The sequence below is a fragment of the Dickeya sp. MK7 genome (assembly GCF_000406305.1).
In the GTDB taxonomy this organism is placed as follows: domain Bacteria; phylum Pseudomonadota; class Gammaproteobacteria; order Enterobacterales; family Enterobacteriaceae; genus Dickeya; species Dickeya fangzhongdai.
Window position 1 is genome coordinate 2,233,297 of record NZ_CM001984.1, and the last position, 19,127, is coordinate 2,252,423.

21 protein-coding genes and 1 tRNA gene are annotated in these 19,127 nt (G+C 54.3%); 16 read left to right on the plus strand and 6 right to left on the minus strand.

Going from position 1 to position 19,127, the window contains the following annotated elements:
* Nucleotides 1-177: 177 nt before the first annotated feature.
* A complete protein-coding gene (locus DXXMK7_RS22620; RefSeq protein ID WP_127353461.1) occupies nt 178-621 on the minus strand; it encodes a hypothetical protein in 444 nt (147 codons plus the stop codon).
* Nucleotides 614-1,945, minus strand: a complete 1,332-nt coding sequence (locus DXXMK7_RS09730) for an ATP/GTP-binding protein (RefSeq protein WP_038918905.1) — start codon at nt 1,943-1,945, stop codon at nt 614-616. Before DXXMK7_RS09730 ends, DXXMK7_RS22620 begins: the two co-directional genes overlap by 8 nt.
* 343 nt (nt 1,946-2,288) lie before the next feature.
* On the opposite strand from DXXMK7_RS09730, the gene DXXMK7_RS22625 reads away from it, so the two are divergent.
* Nucleotides 2,289-2,501, plus strand: a complete 213-nt coding sequence (locus DXXMK7_RS22625; protein WP_152490645.1) for a hypothetical protein — start codon at nt 2,289-2,291, stop codon at nt 2,499-2,501.
* Here the strand turns inward: DXXMK7_RS22625 and DXXMK7_RS09735 are convergent.
* Nucleotides 2,493-2,582 (minus strand) — tRNA-Ser (locus DXXMK7_RS09735). The genes DXXMK7_RS22625 and DXXMK7_RS09735 overlap by 9 nt on opposite strands.
* A gap of 272 nt (nt 2,583-2,854) precedes the next feature.
* Here DXXMK7_RS09735 and DXXMK7_RS09740 point away from each other — a divergent pair.
* Both DXXMK7_RS09740 and DXXMK7_RS09745 read left to right on the plus strand, forming a co-directional pair.
* The gene (locus DXXMK7_RS09740) at nt 2,855-3,592 is read left to right on the plus strand and encodes a phosphatase (protein ID WP_038918906.1); all 738 of its coding nucleotides are present in this window, start codon (nt 2,855-2,857) and stop codon (nt 3,590-3,592) included.
* 46 nt (nt 3,593-3,638) lie between these two features.
* Complete coding sequence (locus DXXMK7_RS09745) at nt 3,639-4,214, plus strand: molecular chaperone (protein WP_038918907.1); 576 nt, start codon at nt 3,639-3,641, stop codon at nt 4,212-4,214.
* A gap of 45 nt (nt 4,215-4,259) precedes the next feature.
* Here the strand turns inward: DXXMK7_RS09745 and DXXMK7_RS09750 are convergent, their stop codons facing one another.
* The 3 genes from DXXMK7_RS09750 to mdtH form a co-directional block, all read right to left on the minus strand.
* Nucleotides 4,260-4,823, minus strand: a complete 564-nt coding sequence (locus DXXMK7_RS09750) for a lipoprotein (protein ID WP_038918909.1) — start codon at nt 4,821-4,823, stop codon at nt 4,260-4,262.
* Between the two features lie 135 nt (nt 4,824-4,958).
* On the minus strand, nt 4,959-5,606 hold the full coding sequence (gene grxB / locus DXXMK7_RS09755) for a glutaredoxin 2 (protein WP_038918910.1): 648 nt from the start codon (nt 5,604-5,606) through the stop codon (nt 4,959-4,961).
* A 247-nt stretch (nt 5,607-5,853) separates the two neighbouring features.
* Nucleotides 5,854-7,059, minus strand: coding sequence for a multidrug efflux MFS transporter MdtH (gene mdtH / locus DXXMK7_RS09760; protein WP_038918911.1), 1,206 nt, complete (start codon nt 7,057-7,059; stop codon nt 5,854-5,856).
* A gap of 311 nt (nt 7,060-7,370) precedes the next feature.
* On the opposite strand from mdtH, the gene rimJ reads away from it, so the two are divergent.
* The 13 genes from rimJ to DXXMK7_RS09820 all read left to right on the plus strand — a co-directional run bounded on the left by rimJ (nt 7,371) and on the right by DXXMK7_RS09820 (nt 19,127).
* A complete protein-coding gene (rimJ, locus tag DXXMK7_RS09765; protein WP_033568451.1) occupies nt 7,371-7,955 on the plus strand; it encodes a ribosomal protein S5-alanine N-acetyltransferase in 585 nt (194 codons plus the stop codon).
* 25 nt (nt 7,956-7,980) lie between these two features.
* A complete protein-coding gene (locus tag DXXMK7_RS09770) occupies nt 7,981-8,625 on the plus strand; it encodes a YceH family protein (RefSeq protein WP_038918912.1) in 645 nt (214 codons plus the stop codon).
* Between the two features lie 38 nt (nt 8,626-8,663).
* Nucleotides 8,664-9,578: a Gfo/Idh/MocA family protein gene (locus DXXMK7_RS09775; RefSeq protein WP_038920955.1), complete on the plus strand. Its 915-nt coding sequence runs from the start codon at nt 8,664-8,666 to the stop codon at nt 9,576-9,578.
* A 207-nt stretch (nt 9,579-9,785) separates the two neighbouring features.
* A complete protein-coding gene (gene murJ / locus DXXMK7_RS09780; protein ID WP_038918913.1) occupies nt 9,786-11,321 on the plus strand; it encodes a murein biosynthesis integral membrane protein MurJ in 1,536 nt (511 codons plus the stop codon).
* Between the two features lie 655 nt (nt 11,322-11,976).
* Nucleotides 11,977-12,552 carry a DUF4255 domain-containing protein gene (locus DXXMK7_RS09785; protein WP_038918914.1) on the plus strand — a complete coding sequence of 192 codons (576 nt, stop codon included), beginning with the start codon at nt 11,977-11,979 and terminating at the stop codon, nt 12,550-12,552.
* Nucleotides 12,552-13,364: a hypothetical protein gene (locus DXXMK7_RS09790; protein WP_038918915.1), complete on the plus strand. Its 813-nt coding sequence runs from the start codon at nt 12,552-12,554 to the stop codon at nt 13,362-13,364. The genes DXXMK7_RS09785 and DXXMK7_RS09790 overlap by 1 nt, the downstream gene beginning before the upstream one ends.
* 115 nt (nt 13,365-13,479) lie before the next feature.
* Nucleotides 13,480-15,063, plus strand: a complete 1,584-nt coding sequence (locus DXXMK7_RS09795; protein ID WP_038918916.1) for a phage tail sheath C-terminal domain-containing protein — start codon at nt 13,480-13,482, stop codon at nt 15,061-15,063.
* Nucleotides 15,064-15,124: 61 nt separating this feature from the next.
* Nucleotides 15,125-15,589, plus strand: a complete 465-nt coding sequence (locus DXXMK7_RS09800) for a phage tail protein (RefSeq protein ID WP_038659115.1) — start codon at nt 15,125-15,127, stop codon at nt 15,587-15,589.
* The gene (locus tag DXXMK7_RS09805; protein ID WP_038918917.1) at nt 15,579-16,052 is read left to right on the plus strand and encodes a phage tail protein; all 474 of its coding nucleotides are present in this window, start codon (nt 15,579-15,581) and stop codon (nt 16,050-16,052) included. Before DXXMK7_RS09800 ends, DXXMK7_RS09805 begins: the two co-directional genes overlap by 11 nt.
* Before the next feature lie 2 nt (nt 16,053-16,054).
* The gene (locus DXXMK7_RS22830) at nt 16,055-16,225 is read left to right on the plus strand and encodes a DUF5908 family protein (protein ID WP_157987320.1); all 171 of its coding nucleotides are present in this window, start codon (nt 16,055-16,057) and stop codon (nt 16,223-16,225) included.
* A 103-nt stretch (nt 16,226-16,328) separates the two neighbouring features.
* Nucleotides 16,329-17,009: a hypothetical protein gene (locus DXXMK7_RS09810; RefSeq protein ID WP_082202647.1), complete on the plus strand. Its 681-nt coding sequence runs from the start codon at nt 16,329-16,331 to the stop codon at nt 17,007-17,009.
* Nucleotides 17,006-18,793 (plus strand): type VI secretion system tip protein VgrG, encoded by a 1,788-nt coding sequence (gene vgrG / locus DXXMK7_RS09815; RefSeq protein ID WP_038918919.1) that lies wholly within the window; start codon nt 17,006-17,008, stop codon nt 18,791-18,793. The genes DXXMK7_RS09810 and vgrG overlap by 4 nt, the downstream gene beginning before the upstream one ends.
* 34 nt (nt 18,794-18,827) lie before the next feature.
* Nucleotides 18,828-19,127: a PAAR domain-containing protein gene (locus DXXMK7_RS09820; RefSeq protein ID WP_038659106.1), complete on the plus strand. Its 300-nt coding sequence runs from the start codon at nt 18,828-18,830 to the stop codon at nt 19,125-19,127.

A 19,127-nucleotide genomic window follows, 5' to 3' on the forward strand; every position in this document is an offset into this window, starting at 1 on the left:
TCTCTGCTTGATGTGTTAAAGTTGGTTTTTTATTTAATCGTTAATATAATTTTTTATAAATCAGTTTTTTATGGAAAATCTGTTCATCTTCATATAAAGCTTTGATGGTATTAAATAAAACCATATTATAGCATGACACCAAAATTAGGTACGCTGTAAGCGTCATCTTAAACGTTTTTATGTATGCCTTTTTTCAGATATCCAGAATTTATGCTCGCTATCCAAAAAAACAACATAGAATGTACTTTCAGAAACAAAGCCGGCAACTCTAGGTTTTCCGCCAATACCTTCAATAACAGCCCATGCCACATTTTCCTCAACATGCTGAGGATGAGTGAAAGCGGTTTTTTCGCTGGGAGGAAAATCTCCATATATCTTTATTTGCCTCTGTCCTAATGCTTCATCTCTAGTTAATTTTGATATCTCAATCAACCTATTAAAAAAGGGCTTGAGAAGTCTGGACTCTTGCCAAAGATCAATAGTTTCAGGAACTCTCAGGGGTTGGGATTGGTCAAAATATTTGAAGCTGAAAGTCATTAACTCCCTATTTTGAACAACTTTACGCTCTTCTCTTGTATTTTCTCTACGAGTTCTCGTCTTACCTATATCCCTGTTAGCCATTAAGAGCCACTCCGAGACTATCCACAGAGCTAAAAAGTGGAATTGCACCATATTTCCCAAATAGATAGTCTTTGCTATAACTTCCTTCCTTTCTTGTGTAATGCTCTTTGTACTCAACAAGAGAATATATCTCGCTTTCATTCCGGTCATTTTTTTCTATAAACCAAATTTGGTCTCTTCGGAAAAAATCTTTTGTCAATAAATTTGTATCATGACAAGTAATAATCATTTGACTGCTCCCGTGATTGTTTTTGTTATATAGTTCAATAATAAACTTGCATAGTAGGGTATGAAATTTGTTATCAAATTCATCAATCACTAAGATTTTTTCATTTTTTATCACATCAAACAAGGGGCCAAGTAAATATATTAATTTTTTTGTTCCTTCAGACTCAAAAGATAAAGGGAATGAAAAAAATTCACCAGTTTTTTTGTTGGATTTAATAATCTCTATTTTCTTTTTTTTAATTTTAGTTCTTTCTATAAATCCTTCTAGTTTTCTTATGGCATCATTTAAGTCAATGTCATCAATATCTCTACGGGATTTTGGGAATGGTATGTTTTCTTCGACCTCGCTTATTACTATATCTTTGATTTGAAGGGATTCTAGAATTCCTAAAGACCAGTTCTTAAATTCACTATTTTCCGCAAAAAGATTGGTTGTGAAATCTTTGAATCCATAATCGTTCAAACCAGAAACTATCCTCAGATCCTGAAACCAATCCGTCACGACTACCGATTTCTCACCGTTAAATTGTGACAACACAGTTAGAAATGGAACAAAAGATTTTGTTTTTTCTATCACCCAAGTATTTCCGTCAAAATTAACAAATGACTTTGCTTCAGGAAAAGAACGTTGATTGAACTTTATGCTTTGACCCTCTCTATGAAACAATTGGGTTTCCCTAGATGATTTTGTCCAATAGAGCCATTCTTCTGCAATGTTCTCACCTTTAATAGATATACCGTAACGATATAAATTCTCTTTTGCTAAGAAAGTTACTTCGAACTCTGTGTTTTCATCAAAGTAATTCTCTTTTAATAAGAATGGCACAGCCATTCTTGTACTTTTATCATCAATTGATTCTAAAGATTTTAATACTATTGCCTTAAAGGTATAAAGAGCATTCGTTAAATTAGATTTTCCTGAAGCATTAGCACCAAAAATAGCAGCACTTTTTAGAACACTTTTAATACCGAAGTTATTTACTTCCTTAACACTGTCTAAGTTATAGCTTTCTTTGGTTGAAGTTGACGCAACCATACTTAACTCTTGTTTTGAATTAAACGATTTGTAATTTTGTACAGAAAAATCAATTAGCATTTTCTCACCATAAAAAATGGTCTTAAGTTACATTTATTATAACACTAAAGTGCGATTTATGCAAAAAAACGTCGAAACTAATGATTAACTGACGATTCTTATGGGGTGAAAATAGCTGATAGTTACCAGATCCTTAAAGTGGTATGAATACGCGGGAACCATTATGTTCGACTTGTGATCGAAAGCTGGTCCGCCTATAACCTAAATAGGGACTGGTGGTAGCCATTGATAGTGACACTGATACTGTATGCAAAGTGTATGGCGTAGGGGGCTGTCTCCTATTTTGTTGTGAATACCCGCTACAATCTACTATTGAGGGCTCATAAACAAGAAAATCAGTCTTATGCCTGAAATCTGGAAAAGGGCAGGCGAGGTTGAACTGGCCCGCTCGGGATTGACTCGCGCGTTGCGCTCGCCCTGCGGGCCGCCTGCGGCGCCCCAAAACGACAAGCCGTTTTACCGAACCCTGTCGCGGATTCTCGTCAGGCCGATCATCGGTTTAAAAACAAAAACCCCAGACTTTCGTCTGGGGTTTTTGTTTTTAATCTGGCGGTGAGGGAGGGATTCGAACCCTCGATACGTTTTCACGTATACACACTTTCCAGGCGTGCTCCTTCAGCCACTCGGACACCTCACCGGGTCGTTGCCATCAGGGGCAACGGGGCGCTACTCTAGGGAAAATCCGCTGCAGCGTCAACACACTTCTTTCATAAAAACGTGCGTTTAGCCAAACTTAGCGCAATATGCTGCTTTACTCGCCAGTTCGTGTTGTTGACCGGTGGTTCGGGCGTGCAACGAGGTGGCGAATGTTTCAGTTCTGTTAATTTGTGGTTATCGCGCCGACGCCTCGGCTGTGCCGGTGCGGGATAAATGCTATGCTGGCTTATCAATGCCGAGTCAGGAGAAACCATGTATCCCGTCGATTTACACATGCACACCGTCGCCAGCACCCACGCCTACAGCACCCTGCATGACTACGTGGCTGAAGCCAAAGCCAAACAGATCCGCCTGTTTGCAATTACCGATCACGGCCCGGATATGGCGGATGCGCCGCATTACTGGCATTTCATCAATATGCGCGTCTGGCCGCGCGTCGTGGACGGTATCGGCATCCTGCGCGGCATTGAAGCCAACATCAAGAATCTGGCGGGCGATATTGATTGCACCGGGCCGATGCTGGATTGCATGGACCTGATTATCGCTGGTTTCCACGAACCGGTGTTTCCTCCGCAGGACCGCGATACCCATACCGAAGCGATGATTGCCGCGATGGCGCAGGGCTCGGTGCATATCATTAGTCATCCCGGCAACCCAAAATTCCCGATTGATATCCGCGCGGTTGCGCAAGCCGCCGCCAAATATAACGTAGCGCTGGAACTGAATAACTCGTCTTTTACCCATTCCCGCAAGGGCAGCGAGCCGAATTGCCGAGCGGTGGCCGAAGCGGTGCGCGATGCCGGCGGTTATCTGGCGCTGGGGTCGGATTCGCATATCGCCTGGTCGCTGGGCGAGTTTCCGCATTGTGAACGCATTATGCGGGACGTTGATTTTCCGCAGGATCGCGTGTTGAATGTCAGCCCGCGTCGGGTGCTGGATTTTCTGGAGCAGCGCGGTAAGCCCGCGATTCCGGAGTTTGCGGATTTGTGACGTTGTCACCTAGGCGCGCCGTCATGTCTTTTTACAGGTTGATGAGATGAATGAATTTTCCGTAGTGTGCCGTATTCTCGGCTCGCTGTTTAACCGCCCGCCGCAGGATCCGCTGCTGGCGCCGTTGTTTAATCTGATTGCGCAAGGCAAGCTGGCGCAACAATGGCCGCTGGCGCAGGATGAGCTGATGGCGCGCTGGCAGCGCAGCGTTGATTTGCCGGCGATGAGCGCGGATTATGACGCATTATTCGGCGCGCAGCCGTCGGTGCCGCCGCGACGTTCCAGTTGGGATCCGGCAGAGCAGGAAGCTGAGGTGCGCGCGTTTTTGCAACAGCGTGGTATGCCGCTGGGCGACGGGCCGGTGGACCATTTCGGCGCCTTGCTGTTGGCCGCTTCCTGGCTGGAAGATCAGGCGCAGGAGGATGAAACCGCCGCGCAGTCGGCATTTTTTGACCGCTACCTGCTGACATGGAGCGATCGCTTTCTGGGCAAGGTGGAAAGCCATGCCACCACCGCGTTTTATCGCACGCTGGCGATCATTTGCCGTGAAGCGCTGGAAGCGATGCGGGATGAGCTGGCGGAAGACGACGAAGAGTTGGATGACGAGGCGTCTGAACAGTAAAAAGTAGGTGGCGAACGCCACCCGTTTGTTTCTTATCGGTCAACATTAGTCGGTCAACATGATAACCAACTGGCCGGGCTTCACTTCGATGCCTTTGGCCAGTTTCTTCGCCAGCGCTTCTTTGTTGTTGCGCTCCGGGTTCAGCACGTAGGCGGGTTTTTGGTCAAAGTAGCTTTTCAACGACTGATTCAGGTAGGGCGTCAGCGTTTGCAGCACCGTTTGTAATTTCTCCGGCTGAACGCTGTAATCCACCAATTCCATGTCTTTCAGATAGATGGCGCCTTCGTCCTTGTTGAACACCGGCTGCGCTTTCAGCGTCAGTTTCATGTCTGCCTGCTGTTTACCCAGCAGCGAACTGATATCGACCTTGGCGTTGCCGCTCAGCGTCACTTTGCCGGGTTCCGCGCGACCGATCTGGCTGGTCAGCTCGGTCAGCGTAATTTGCGCATCCACCACGCCGGGAACGCCCAGTTGCTTCTGGTAGTCATTATGCTGTTGTAAATACTGATTGATTTCCTGCTCGCTCAGGCTGTATTGCGCCAGCTGGTTGCACCCGCTTATCAGCAGTGTCCCCAGCAGCGCCAGAGCGGCCAGTCCCGATTTTTTCATTGTTATAACCTCTTGTTTTCCATGACTCCCTCGCCGAGCGAGGAATGCCGGCAGGGTGCGTTATTCCGGTGATATCGCCAATAGGAATAGACCTAAACGCCGCCGTCAGCCGGTAGTGACGGCGGCAACAAGGGGTTATTGCGCCTGTTCGATCAGCAGATCGATGTCGGCATTCTGGGACAGCGTGTTGCAGTAGGCGGCGACGGCCGGCGGGACATTGACGTCGGCGACGATGGTCAGTGAGCGCAGCAGGGCAAACAGATTGATGTCATCCAGCGACAGCGTGCCGTTGCACGCCTGCGGCGAAACAATCAGCGGCGCCAGCGCTTGCAGGTCGCCTTCCAGTTGGCTGATCAACGCGGCCGTCTGGCTGAAATGGGTATCGAAGCTGCCGATTTGCCCCTCTTTCTTGTGGATAAAGTAGTTGCGGCCGGCGTCGGTAGCGAACTCTTCGAAGTCGGCGCGGGAGAAACGCGGAATCAGCAGGCGCGGCGCGTATTCATACACCTTGCGGATCCAGGCGTCGATGGCCGGATTGACGGGGCCGGTCAGTACCGGTTTGCCGTCCAGCGCGTCGACGTATTTCACGATATCCAGACTTTCCGGCATGTAGCTGCCGTCCTCTTTTTGCAGAATCGGCACCATTTTCTGACCAACCATCGAAATCGGCGTGGCTTCATCCTCGTTGGACAACACGCGTAATTCCACCGGCAACTGCTTCAGGCCGAAAATCATGCGTGCCTTCACGCAGAAAGGACAATGTTCATAGACAAACAGTTTCATACCGGAACTCCTTGGGTTGAGCGGCGTCGTATCGGACGCTACCGCGATCATGATGTCGTGCGGGATTATCTATCGTCAGCGCCGGCTCGTCCATGTGCAATGTACGTCGCAAAAAAATGTACGTCGCAAAAAATGTACGTCGAAAAAATGTTCGTCGTAGCCAATGTGCGCTGCAACAGGTGGAAATTGAAGATAAAAGCGGGGCGACGAGAGCGCCCCGTGCGTTGGCAGGGTTTGGTGCGGTGGATCAGTGCTCGCTCAGCATGGCGGGTTCGATGCGCTTCAGATGGAACTGCCAGTACAGGGCGGCCAGGGTCAGCATGCCGATGATGCCCAGCATGCACCAGGGCAAGGCCGGTTGGCCGAGCGCTTTTCCGGTATCGAACAGCCAGCCGCCGCCGCTGTAGCCGAGCGCGCCGCCCAGCGCCAGCCCCATACGGCTGAACCCCATATAGCTGCCGCGGGCGCGGGCGTCGGCCAGCGATGCGCCCAGCGTTTCCCGCGCCGGCTCGGCGATGATGGAGCCAATGTAAAACAGCCCGATCAGACCCAACAGCCATTGCAGGCTGGTGACCATACCCATCGGAATCAGGCTCAGGGTCATGATGAACAGCCCGAACATTAGCCGTTGTTCCAGACGGTAGCGTTTTTCACTCCAGCGGGCGACCGGGTAAAGCAGCGTCAGCGATAGCGCGGCTTCAATGGCGTACATCCATTTCACCGCGGACGGCGTGCCGGCCAGTTCGTTAACCATGATCGGCATCATCAACAGCACCTGTACGCCCAGCATGAAGTAACCGGTCAGCGTCAGCACATAGACGACGAAGCGACGGTCGCGCATTACCCGCATCATTCCTTCGCGAATCGGGGTGCGAATGGTGGAAATGCGATAGGCGGGCAGCAGCAGGGCATTCAGCGCGGCCGCCAGCACGAACACCGCCGCGCCGGCCCAGCACACTACCGAAAAGTTGTATTGCATCAACCAGCTACCGATCAGGGCGCCAATCACTGCGCCGGCGTTGTCCTGCATCATTAACAGCGAGAAAAAGCGGCTGCGTTCGTGCGGCCGGGTCAGCTTGATGACCATCGCGTTGCGCGGCGGCTCGAACAGGGTGCCGCCCAGCGCCGACAGCACGCAGGAGAGCATCAGCATCAGCGGCGTAGTGGCCAGCGCCATGAACACAAAACCGGAGGCACGCAGCAGCATGCCGGTGACGATCATCGGTTTGGCGCCGAACCGGTCGGCGATGGCGCCGCCGAAAATGCCGAGTCCCTGCTGGGTGAATTGACGCAGACCCAGTGCTACCCCGACCGTTAGCGCCGCCCAGCCCATCTGATCGACAAAGCGAATGGAAATCAACGGAAATACCACGAAGAAACCCAATACCACCAGCATGTTATCCAGCAGCAGAAAATATTTACCCAGGCTGCGGGCCTGCGTCATCAATGACATGTTTCACCACGAGGAAAGAAGAAAGGAATGCAGCCTGTCTATTCTCTCGCCGATTGCGCCGTTGCGATAGAGTACCCGGCTAATAAATTTTTTTATCGTTCAACAGTTATCTGACGCGCAGTTTAAGAAAAAAAGTCAGTACGGCGTGTCGATTGTGCAATAACTCGGCGGTCATGATTTTACGCTATGGAATTTATGTGTTTATAGTAAGCGCTATTGGTGATTTATCCTGTTATGGCGTCCGCCGCGTCGGCGTTGACCGCATCAATAAAATTTATTCATCGACAATCCGTCACCTGAGGGGGGAAGGCATGTTTGGCTATCGCTCAACGACACCCAGGGTCCGTCTGACCACGGATCGGCTGGTGGTCCGTCTGGCGCACGAACGCGATGCCTGGCGTCTGGCTGAGTATTACGCGGAAAACCGTGATTTTTTGAAACCCTGGGAGCCGGTACGCGATGCCAGCCACTGTTACCCTTCCGGCTGGCAGGCGCGGCTGAGCGTGATCTGCGATATGCACAAACAGGGCAGCGCCTACTACTTTTTGCTGCTGGACCCGGATGAAAACGAGGTGCGGGGCGTCGCCAACTTCAGCAACGTGCTGCGCGGCTCTTTCCACGCCTGCTACCTCGGCTATTCGCTGGGTGAAAAGTGGCAGGGACAAGGGATGATGTACGAGGCGTTGCAGTCGGCGCTGCGCTACATGCAGCGTCAGCAACATATGCACCGCATCATGGCTAACTATATGCCGCACAATCAGCGCAGCGGCAACCTGCTGGCCCGGCTTGGGTTCGAAAAGGAAGGCTACGCCAAAAACTACCTGTTGATTGACGGCAAGTGGCAGGACCACGTGCTGACCGCCCTGACCAATAATGAATGGACGCCGATGCGCTGAGCATGCGGGTGAATGAGGATGAGCCATGAAATACCAACTGACGCCCCGCGAAGCGCGGGTAATCGGGTGCTTGCTGGAAAAACAGGTAACTACCCCGGAACAGTACCCGATGTCCCTGAATGGCCTGACCGCCGCCTGTAATCAGAAAACCAACCGCGAGCCGGTGATGGACCTGACGGAAAGCGAGGTGCAGCAAACGTTGGACCTGCTGGTTAAACGGCATTTTCTGCGCACCGTCAGCGGTTTTGGCAACCGGGTGATGAAATACGAACACCGTTTCTGCAACTCCGAGTTCGGCGACCTGAAATTTTCGACGGCCGAAGTGGCGCTGGTGACCACCTTGCTGTTGCGTGGCGCGCAGACGCCGGGCGAGCTTCGTACCCGGGCTGCCCGTTTATACGAATTTGCCGATATGGACGAGGTGGAAAACGTGCTGCAGCAGTTGCAGCAGCGCGAGGACGGGCCGTTTGTGGCGAGACTGGCGCGGGAGCCTGGCAAGCGCGAAAGCCGCTTTATGCACCTGTTCAGCGGCGAGGTGGTGGATGTCGCGCCCTCTGAACCCGTCGACGAACCTGCCGAAGGCGGGCTGGCCGCGCGGGTTTCCGCACTGGAAAACGAGGTCGCCGAGTTACGGGCGCAGTTAGCCGATTTACAGGCGCGCCTTGCCTGACGGCAGCCTGAATGCAGCACGTTACCGGGAGCGAGAGCATGAAATCATTACGTATCGGGGTGGCCGGATTGGGCGATATCGCCCGCAAGGCCTATTTGCCGATCTTGTCGCACGCCGATCACTGGCAACTGACTGGCGCCTGGTCGCCGGGGCAGGAGCGGGCCCGGCAGCTGTGTCAGCAGTACCGTATTCCTTGCTTTTCCTCTCTGGACGCGTTGAGCAGCCAGTGCGACGCGGTGTTTGTACACAGCAGCACCGCCAGCCATTACGACGTCGTCAAAACGTTGCTGTTGGCAGGCAAACACGTCTATGTGGACAAGCCGCTGGCGGAAACGCTGGCGCAGGCGGAAGAGCTGGTGGCGCTGGCGACCAGCCGTAATCTGTTGCTGATGGTGGGGTTCAACCGTCGCTTTGCGCCGCTTTATCAACGGCTCCGGCAACTGCGGCCTTTTCCGGACAGCCTGCGCATGGAAAAACACCGCATCGATAATATCGGGCCGCATCCGCTGGCGTTTACTCTGCTGGATGACTATCTGCACGTGGTGGACACCGCCTTGTGGCTGGCGGACGCGCCGGCCACGCTGTGCGGCGGCCTGCTACGCTGCAATCCGCAGGGGCAGTTGATTTACGCCGAACACCAGTTCCAGAGCGCTTATGGGGTGATCACCACCAGTATGCACCGTCAGGCCGGCAGCCAGCGTGAAAGCGTGCAACTGGTCAATGATGGCGGCTGGTATCAGGTGGATAACCTGCGGGAGTGGCGTGAAGAGCGCGGTGGCACAGTGTCGCTGCATCCGGCGCCGTCCTGGCAGAGCACGCTGGAACAGCGTGGTTTTGCGGGCGCGGTCCGGCATTTTATCGACGCGGTGGTTTCGCACACGCCGCCGTTAACCTCCGGCGATCAGGCGTTGCATGCGCAACGGGTGATCGAGATGTTGTTGAGAAAACGCTGAAAAAAACAGCGGCCATCGGGCATCCGTGTGGCTATTGGCGGTGCAATCGACTAGGCTGTGTGCCGCGATAGCCGCTGCGGCGTTACAGGTCAGAGTCAGTACTTCTGTTGCAGGCACTGACCGTCGCGGGCGGTTTGACCGTCATGGACATGGCGGACGAGCCGGTTTTACCCGCCATCCTCTCTTTCCCATACTCAGAACAACTGAATGAATCTACTGAAATCACTGGCTGCGGTCAGTTCCATGACCATGCTTTCCCGTGTGCTGGGGTTCGTGCGTGACGCGATCGTCGCCCGCGTGTTCGGCGCCGGTATGGCGACCGACGCGTTTTTTGTGGCGTTCAAACTGCCGAATCTGCTGCGGCGCGTTTTTGCCGAAGGCGCGTTTTCCCAGGCGTTTGTGCCCATCCTGGCGGAATACAAGAGTCAGCAGGGCGAGGAGGCGGCGCGTACCTTTCTGGCCTACGTATCCGGGATGCTGACGCTAATACTGGCGTTGGTGACGGTGGCCGGGATGCTGGTTGCGCCCTGGGTGATCATGGTGACCGCGCCGGGGTTTGCCTCGACGCCGGAGCGCTTTGAACTGACCTCGGCGCTGCTGCGGGTTACCTTTCCCTATATTTTACTGATTTCGCTCACCTCGATGGCGGGGTCGGTGCTGAATACCTGGAACCGTTTTTCGGTGCCGGCGTTTGCGCCGACGCTACTGAACATCAGCATGATTGGTTTTGCGTTGCTGGGCGCGCGCTGGTTTAATCCGCCGGTGATGGCGCTGGGCTGGGCGGTCATAGTGGGCGGGGTGTTGCAACTGGGCTACCAACTGCCGTATCTGAAGAAAATCGGCATGCTGGTGCTGCCGCGCATCAAGTTCCGCGACCCCAGCGTCAGCCGGGTGATGAAGCTGATGGCTCCGGCGATCCTCGGCGTGTCGGTCAGCCAGATTTCACTGATCATCAATACTATTTTTGCGTCGTTCCTCAGCCAGGGGGCGGTGTCCTGGATGTACTACGCCGACCGGCTGATGGAGTTTCCATCCGGCGTGCTGGGCGTGGCGCTGGGGACGATTCTGTTGCCGTCGCTGTCGAAAAGCGTCGCCAGCGGCAATCAGCAGGAGTATTCACGGCTGCTGGACTGGGGGCTGCGGCTCTGTTTCCTGCTGGCGCTGCCGGCCACGGTCGCGCTGGGGGTGCTGGCCAAGCCGCTGACCGTGGCATTGTTCCAGTACGGTAAGTTCAGCGCCTTCGACGCGCTGATGACCCAGCGTGCGCTGGTCGCTTACTCCATCGGGCTGATGGGGTTGATTCTGGTAAAAGTGCTGGTGCCGGGTTTTTACGCACGACAGGATATTAAAACGCCGGTAAAAATTGGCATGGTGACGCTGGTGATGACCCAACTGATGAACCTGGTATTCATCGGCCCGCTGCAACATGCCGGGCTGTCGCTGTCGATTGGTCTGGCGTCCTGTCTCAACGCCGGGTTGTTGTTCTGGCAGTTGCGTCGTCAGCGTATCTTTGAACCTCTGCAGGGCTGGAAGGTATTTTTGATGAAGCTGGTGACGGCCGTTGTGGTGATGTCTGCGGTACTGCTCGCGCTGAATCTATGGATGCCACCCTGGGAGCAGGGCAATATGACGGAGCGGATGTTGCGTCTGCTGGGGGTCGTGGCAGCTGGCGTCGTTAGCTATTTTGCCTCGCTGGCGGCACTGGGGTTCCGCCCGAAAGATTTTTCCCGCCGTAGCATTTGATGCGTCACTGCCCCACAGCCGTGGGGCAGTCTGTTTTATTCCATATAGCAGGCCATTCAGTCGTGACTGAATGGCCTTTTTTATTCGTTTGGTGCGCACGCATCATGACAGGCTGTAGACTAAAATCATTTTGTTGTCTATTGAACCGCCGTTATTTTTTAGCGAAAAAGTCTGGCGTATAAATAAAAGCAAATTCAATGAATTATGAATTTTTTATTTATACTCTGGCGCATCTGTGGTTTTTTTGGATTTTCTGCTTATACTGAAAAACAACTGTGGATGATAAAAGGGATGTTGCGAAACAGCCTGATCCTATTCATTTTTCAATAATATTAACGGAAAGCAGATTACAGCCGGAGGCAATACACAACGTATTCAAATTGCATACGACGCCACCTTATTCATCATAAAATAACCGTTTGTCATCAGATTTTTTCTGACGCGTGTTGTGTTGTCTTTTTTATATTTCTCTCTATATAAAAGACAGATGGATTATTATCGTTTTCTTTACGCAAAAATGATTTTATTTTTGCGCAGACTGGTTTTGTGTGAATTTTTTGCGGATTAATTTTCGCGACATACCCGAAATAATTCGAATTACAGGAAAACTGCAATCCTGCAACCTGAAGTATGACGGGTATATAAGGGATTTCTGATGATTGATGACGCGCTAGGCTACGTTAAAAACATATTGAGCCAACAATTATGCCATCAATTTGACAGTGACGGCGAACTGGTCGTGGTGAATAATCTGGTGGAGCTGAATGGCAGCTATCCATTGAAAAATCAGAATAAGATGGTGCTGACGCTGATCAATCTCGAACATGAAACTATAAAGCCCTTTTATGGCGGCCGTTCAGCGAGCAGCCCGGAAAATACCAGCGTCAGGCAAATAATGCCTGCGGTAAGGTTTAATCTTGACGTTTTATTTACCGCACACTTTGACGATTACCATGAAGCCTTGAAATTTCTATCCGCCACCATCGCCTTTTTCCAGGCGAGCCCCACGCTGGTCAGACGGAAATTTCCCGATATGCCGGATGATTTAACGCAGTTGCAATTCGAAATAGAGAATTCATCCTATGAAAAAACGCAAAATCTCTGGAGCGCATTAGGCGCGCGGTATCAACCATCGATTATTTACAAAATTCGTCACATCGCTATTCAGTCGAATCAGATTGCGGGTGAAACACCGGTATTGCAGCACGTCACCAATAAGGTATCGCCCTGATGTTTGCGATCGCGGAACTCATCTTGCAGCACCACTATTTTCCGCAAGGGGACTGGCGGGAAGCCTCGCTGGTGCCGGATGAATACACCCGGCGTCAGATGCGGCGCTTTGGTTTGCAACTGGTGGCGTTCGGCAATACGTGGCGCTTCTATGGGGGTGCGATAACCGGGCGGGCGGCATTCCTGCAGTATTACGCCACGCTGGCGGATGCACAGCCATTCCGTTTTTGGGTGGTTCAGCCCCGTCCGTATTTTGTGCTCATCACCGATATGCCGCTCGACTGGCAAGGCGTGCTGGGGTTTAGCAGCCAGCGCGTGATGAGCGAGGGCGCCGCTCAGGATACCGCTCAACTGATCGCCGGCGCGCCGGCGAGCGACGATGCGCCGGATGGCGCGGTGGCGGAGATCTGTTGTCATCCGGATGACCTGGCGACCCGACAGTCCTACGCCGTCAGTTTGCAGCCGCGTGCCACCACCTGGGAATACCGCGTGATTCCGCGCGGCCAGATCCGGCTACAAGGTCCGCAGGTGGTGGATACCTCCGGTCAGGTAGCGTTCTCGTCGCCTGCCGCGTTGACAGCGGAATCCGGTGAATCGGACGGGTGGGTTACCCGCAGTATGTCGGCGATCGCCTTTCAGCAGGTACCGGCGCAGCGCCTGTCGCTGATGGACAGCCAGCTTGCCGATACGCCCGATGGCGGCGCCCGGCAGCGGCGCATCTTATCGGCGCTGCCGACCCCGGCGGGCACTCAGCCGTTTACACACCGCGCCGACGATAACTTGCCGGTATCGGTCATGTATGTGTACGTCTGACCGACGCGGCCGGTCGGCGGCAAACCGCGGTTGAAGGGCGACAGCCAGACGCTATCGGGCAGTCAATCAATGAAGTACAGGAATTTCACTCAGTGAACCAAAGGAAAACCACGACATGCTAGCATCCAACATCAAAACTCCGGGTGTGTACATCAATGAGCTGAATGCGTTTCCGAACTCTGTGGTCCCTGTCGCCACAGCGGTTCCGGCCTTCATCGGCTACACACCCAATGCGGAATATCAGGGCAAGTCATACTATAACAAGGCGCAGAAGATCACGTCCTTTGCCGAGTTTCAGGCCATCTACATGAATCCGAATCCGGCGCCGCCGGCGGATCCCGCGTCACAATACAACCCGGAATACTATCTGGTAGAGCAGAAGAGCCAGCCTGCTCAGGGAGAGTATCTGCTGCTGAACGGCAGTTACTATTCTATTGTGCCAGACCCGAATACGGTCTATTACCTCTATAACAGCATCCGGCTGTTTTACCAGAACGGCGGGGGCGATGCGTATATCGTGTCCGTCGGCACCTATGGCGCTTCCAGCGGCAAAGCGGGCGATGTCGGCGCGCCGCTCGTTAACCCGAACGTGACGCTGGCGGATCTGCAACGGGGGCTGGCGTTGTTGCAGAACGAGCAAGAGCCGACCATCTATATCTGCCCGGAAGCGACGCTGCTGTCGGTGGACGACAACGGCACGCTGATGCAGAGCATGTTGCTGCAGGCGGCGGAGCTGCAAACCGCGGTTTGCCTGTTCGATATCATTGGCGGCAATGCGCCGGACCCCATCATGTACACCAACGATATTGAAACGTTCCGCAATAACACCGGATCGAACGGGCTGAATTACGGGGCCGCCTATTACCCGTTCGTGGGCACCACGATCATGCAGAGCAGCGATATCAACTTCACCAACCTGTTTGGCGGCGATATCAAACAACTGGCGCCGATCCTGAATCCGCCGTCGGCGCCGAATGCCGTCGTCGCCAAGATCATCGGCATGATTGAAACCCCGCCCGCCACCAATCCGATGACCAACTCGCAGTTGAATGCGGCATTGCTCAACGCGTCGCAGACCTACTCGCAAATCATCAATCACGTGTTGACCAGCGCGAACATACTGCCGCCCAGCGGCGCGGTGGCCGGCGTCTACACCGTTAACGATAACCTGAACGGCGTCTGGCACGCCCCAGCGAACACCAGCATCGTCGGGGCCGCGCACCTGCCGATCCGCCTGACGGATGCCCAGCAGGCGGATCTCAATGTGAATGCGGTGTCGGGCAAATCGATCAACGCGATCCGTTTTTTCAACGGGCAAGGCATTTTGATCTGGGGCGCCCGGACGCTCGATGGCAACAGTCAGGACTGGCGCTATGTGTCGGTACGCCGAACCATGACCTTTCTGGAGCAGTCGGTCAAACTCGCGGCGCGCGCCTATGTGTTTGAACCCAATAACGCCAATACCTGGGCGGCGGTCCGCAGCGAGATCATCAGCTTCCTGACGTCTATCTGGAAAGAGGGCGGTTTGCAGGGGGCGTCGGCGGCCGATGCGTTTCAGGTGCTCTGCGGGCTGGGCTCGACCATGACCGGCGATGACCTGCTGAACGGCTTCCTGAATGTGACGGTCAAGGTGGCGATCGTCCGGCCGGCGGAATTCCTCGTGATCACCTTTGAGCAGGAAATGGCGAAGTCGGGCTAAGTCCGGTTGTGGGGTTCACTCTATTCAACACATTGATTAGCAACTGTTAAGGAGCATGCTCATGGCAGATGACGGCAGCAAAGAAGGCAGCACATGGCCGATGCCCAAATTCCGGTTTGAGGTCGATCTCGGCTCGGAATTGAAAGGGGTAGCGTTTCAGGAAGTGTCCGGTATGGACAAAGAGGTTCAGGTGATTGAGTACCGTCACAGCAACAGTACCTTGTTCTCGACCATCAAAATGCCGGGGATTGCGAAGTTCGGCAACATCACGATGAAGCGCGGCGTGTTTGTCAACGACAACAACTTCTGGAAATGGATGGACGAAATCGAGATGAACACCGTCAAACGGCGAACGGTGCTGATCAAACTGCTGGATGAAAATGGCGCGGTCACCATGCAATGGCAATTGAACAATGCCTGGCCGACCAAAATCACCGGCACCGACCTGAAGTCCGACGCCAATGAAGTGGCGGTGGATACCCTGGAAATCGCCCATGAACAATTGCTTGTGACCAATGGCTCTTAACCTGCAGACCAGCTTTTACTTCAGCGTTTCGATTTCCGGCATGGGCAGCAACGATGCTGCCTTTCAGGAAGTCAGCGGGCTGAGCAAAGAAATGGGGATTGAAGAGGTGGTGTGCGGCGGGGAGAACCGGTTTAAGTATCGGCTGCCCGCCCACACGACGTTTCAGAATCTGGTCCTGCGGCGCGGCGTGCTCAATGCGGAATCGGCGTTGATTAGTTGGGTGAAGGACACGCTGGACAACGGCGTGTCCGCACCGATCAAAACCCGCGATATCAAGGTCTGGCTGCTGAATGAAAACGGCAACGTCAGCATGGACTGGAATTTTATCGCCGCCTATCCGGTGAAGTGGTCCGGCAGCAGCCTGAAGTCGCAGGAAAGTGAAATATTTATTGAAACGCTGGAGTTCGCCTACCAGTACTTCGAAATGCCCAATTTTGAAACCCTTTCACTGGGAGATGACTGACCATGCCTGTGGAAATCCGCGAGTTGGTGATTAAAACCGACATCCAGAGCCAGAACACGACGGCGGCCGCCGAACTGGATCCGGCGCAGTTGCAGGCGCTTAAACAGCGCATTGTCCAGGAGTGCCTGCGGCAGTTGGAAAAGCGGGAGCGGCATCACCCGCTGGAGCGGTGACCGGCGTGTAACGCCAGTCACCGTGCGTGAGCCAACCAGCGCCGATGAAAACACGCGTAAAAAACACGCGGAATGGAAAAGTAACTGAGGCAGGAAGGGTGCGATGGGCGGATTAAAGAAAATGCGGATGGTGGCCTACAGTGATGAAAAGTTCACCAGCAAGGTCGCCGGCGGCGAGTTCGTGGTGATACTCAACCCTGAACAAGTCCGAATCAACCGCAGCGTCAGTTATAACGAAGAACAAGCCCCGGGCAGCGGCAAACTGTCGTCCAAATATCGCGCCACGCTCGGGGAACAGCTGAGCTTTGAGATGGTGCTCGACTGTACCGGCGTGGTCGACAGCACACGCACGGATTTAACCAAAGAAATGACCCAGTTGAAGAAGGTGGTGTACGACTACAACGGCAATATTCATCGCCCCAATTACGTGGTCATCTATTGGGGACAGGGGCTGTCGTTCAAAGGCGTGCTACAGGGGTTCGACACCACCTATACCTTTTTCCGACCTGACGGCACGGCGCTGCGCGCCAGGGTGTCGCTGCAGTTCACTTCCTATCTTGACCCGGCCACCGCCGCTAAGCAGGAGGACAAAAAATCGCCGGATCTGACCCACCGGGTCGATGTGGTCGATGGCGACAGCCTGCCGCAAATCAGCCAGATGATTTATCGCGACCCGGAATGCTATGTCCAGTTGGCGGCGTTCAATCAACTCGACAAGATCCGCTCGCTGCCCGCCGGGCTACAGCTGCGCGTGCCGCCGCTCAAGCGTGGAGGTGACGCATGAGCGGCGGAGCGACGTCAGGCGGAGTCGCGACGCACGAGATTACCGCCAACGGTACGGCGATTCCGGGGGACTATCAGGTCCGCCGCATTCAGATACAGCAGCGAATCAATCACATTAGCCGCGCCACGCTGGAAATTCTGGACGGCAGCGCCTCGCAGGAAAATTTCACCGTGAGCGCCTCGTCAACGTTTGTGCCGGGGGCGGAAATCGTGATCAACCTGGGGTATGACAGCACCAATAAAAAGGTGTTCTCCGGCATCGTCACCCGGCAATCCTTGCAGGTGAATCCCGGCGTCGGTCCGCTGCTGGTGGTTGAGTGCCGCGATAGCGCGATCAAGATGAGCGTGGGGCGCAAAAGCGCCGCTTATCAGAATAAAACCGACAGCGATGTGATGAGTACGCTGATTGGTCAGTATGGTCTGAGCAAAAAAATCACCAGCACGACGGCGACGCTGCCGGAACTGGTGCAGTACTACTGCAGCGACTGGGACTTCATGCTGAGCCGCGCCGAGGTGAACGGGCTGGTGGTGAGCACCCTGAACGGGACGGTGTCGGTTTTCTCGCCCACGGCAAACACCCAGTCGGTGTTGACGGTGACCTACGGCGCCGGGCTGTACCATTTCAGCGCCGGGCTCAACGCCGTGACCCAGCTGGCGCAGGTCAAGGCCAGCGCGTGGGACGACAAGAGCCAGCAATGCATTTCCGCCACCGCCGCCAATTCCCTGGCCGGGCCGGGCAATCTCAGCAGCAAAACGCTGTCCGGTGTGGTGGGGCTGTCTGATTTCGCCTTGCAGACCACGGCCGCGCTGGATAACGACGCCCTGACGCAGTGGTCCAAAGCGCAAATGCTCAAGAGCGAGCTGGCCAAGATCACCGGTGAGGTTCGCTTTCAGGGCGATGCCGCCGTGACCGCCGGGAACTACCTGACCATCAGCGGCATGGGTAGCCGGTTTGACGGCGATTATTTTGTTTCCGGTATCGAACACGATTACGCCGACGGTAACTGGTTTACCTGCGCGGATCTGGGGCTATCGCCGCTGTGGTTCGTGCAGGAGCACGATGTCATGGCGCCGTCGGCGGCGGGGCTGCTGCCCGGCGTTGAAGGGCTGTACAACGCCACCGTGAAGAAGACTGATCAGGATCCCGACAACGCTTACCGCATTCTGGTCGAATTGCCGCTGTTCAATGACGGCGGAAAGGGGCTGTGGGCGCGGCTGGCGAATTTTTATTCCAGCAGCGGCGTGGGGGCTTTTTTTCTGCCCGAAGTCGGGGATGAAGTGATTGTCGGTTTCCTTAATCAGGACCCGCGTTTCCCGATCATCCTCGGGAGTGTGTACAGCGCTAACCGCAAACCCTACAGCGAACTGACCCCGAACGCGGAAAACAGCAAAAAAGCGATCGTGACGAAGAGCGAGCTGCGCATCGTTTTCGATGACAAGGATAGCATCATGACGATCACCACGAAGGGCAATAACGTCATTGTGCTGGATGATAAAAAACAGCAAATCAGCATCACCGACCAGCACAACAATGCCATCACGATGTCGTCGTCCGGCATCGATATCAAAAGCCCGTCCACCATCAATATTCAGGCCGATCAGAAGGTCAATATCAAAGGCAATCTGGGGGTGACGGTTCAGGCGTCGTCAGGGGATGTGAAAGTCTCCGGTCTGAACGTTAACGCCAGCGCCGATATGTCGTTTAACGCCAAAGGCAGCGCCACCGCCGAAGTTCAGGGCGGCGCCGAGCTGACCCTCAAAGGCGCCGTGGTGATGATTAACTGATCGATGATGATCAATCGATAAAGGAGAGGATGCGATGCCGCCAGCAGCAAGACTGACTGACTTTCACCAGTGCCCAATGGTTACGCCGGGATTGCCGCCGATACCCCATGTGGGCGGGCCGGTTGTCGGGCCGGGATGCCCAACCGTGCTGATCGGCAAGCTGCCCGCCGCCAGAGTGGGCGACATGCTGGTGTGCGTCGGGCCGCCGGACAGCATTATCAAAGGGTCAGCCACCGTGCTGATCGGCGGGATGCCCGCGGCGCGGATAGGCGACAGCACCGCGCACGGCGGCAGTCTCATGCTGGGGGATTTCACGGTGATTATCGGAGGATAG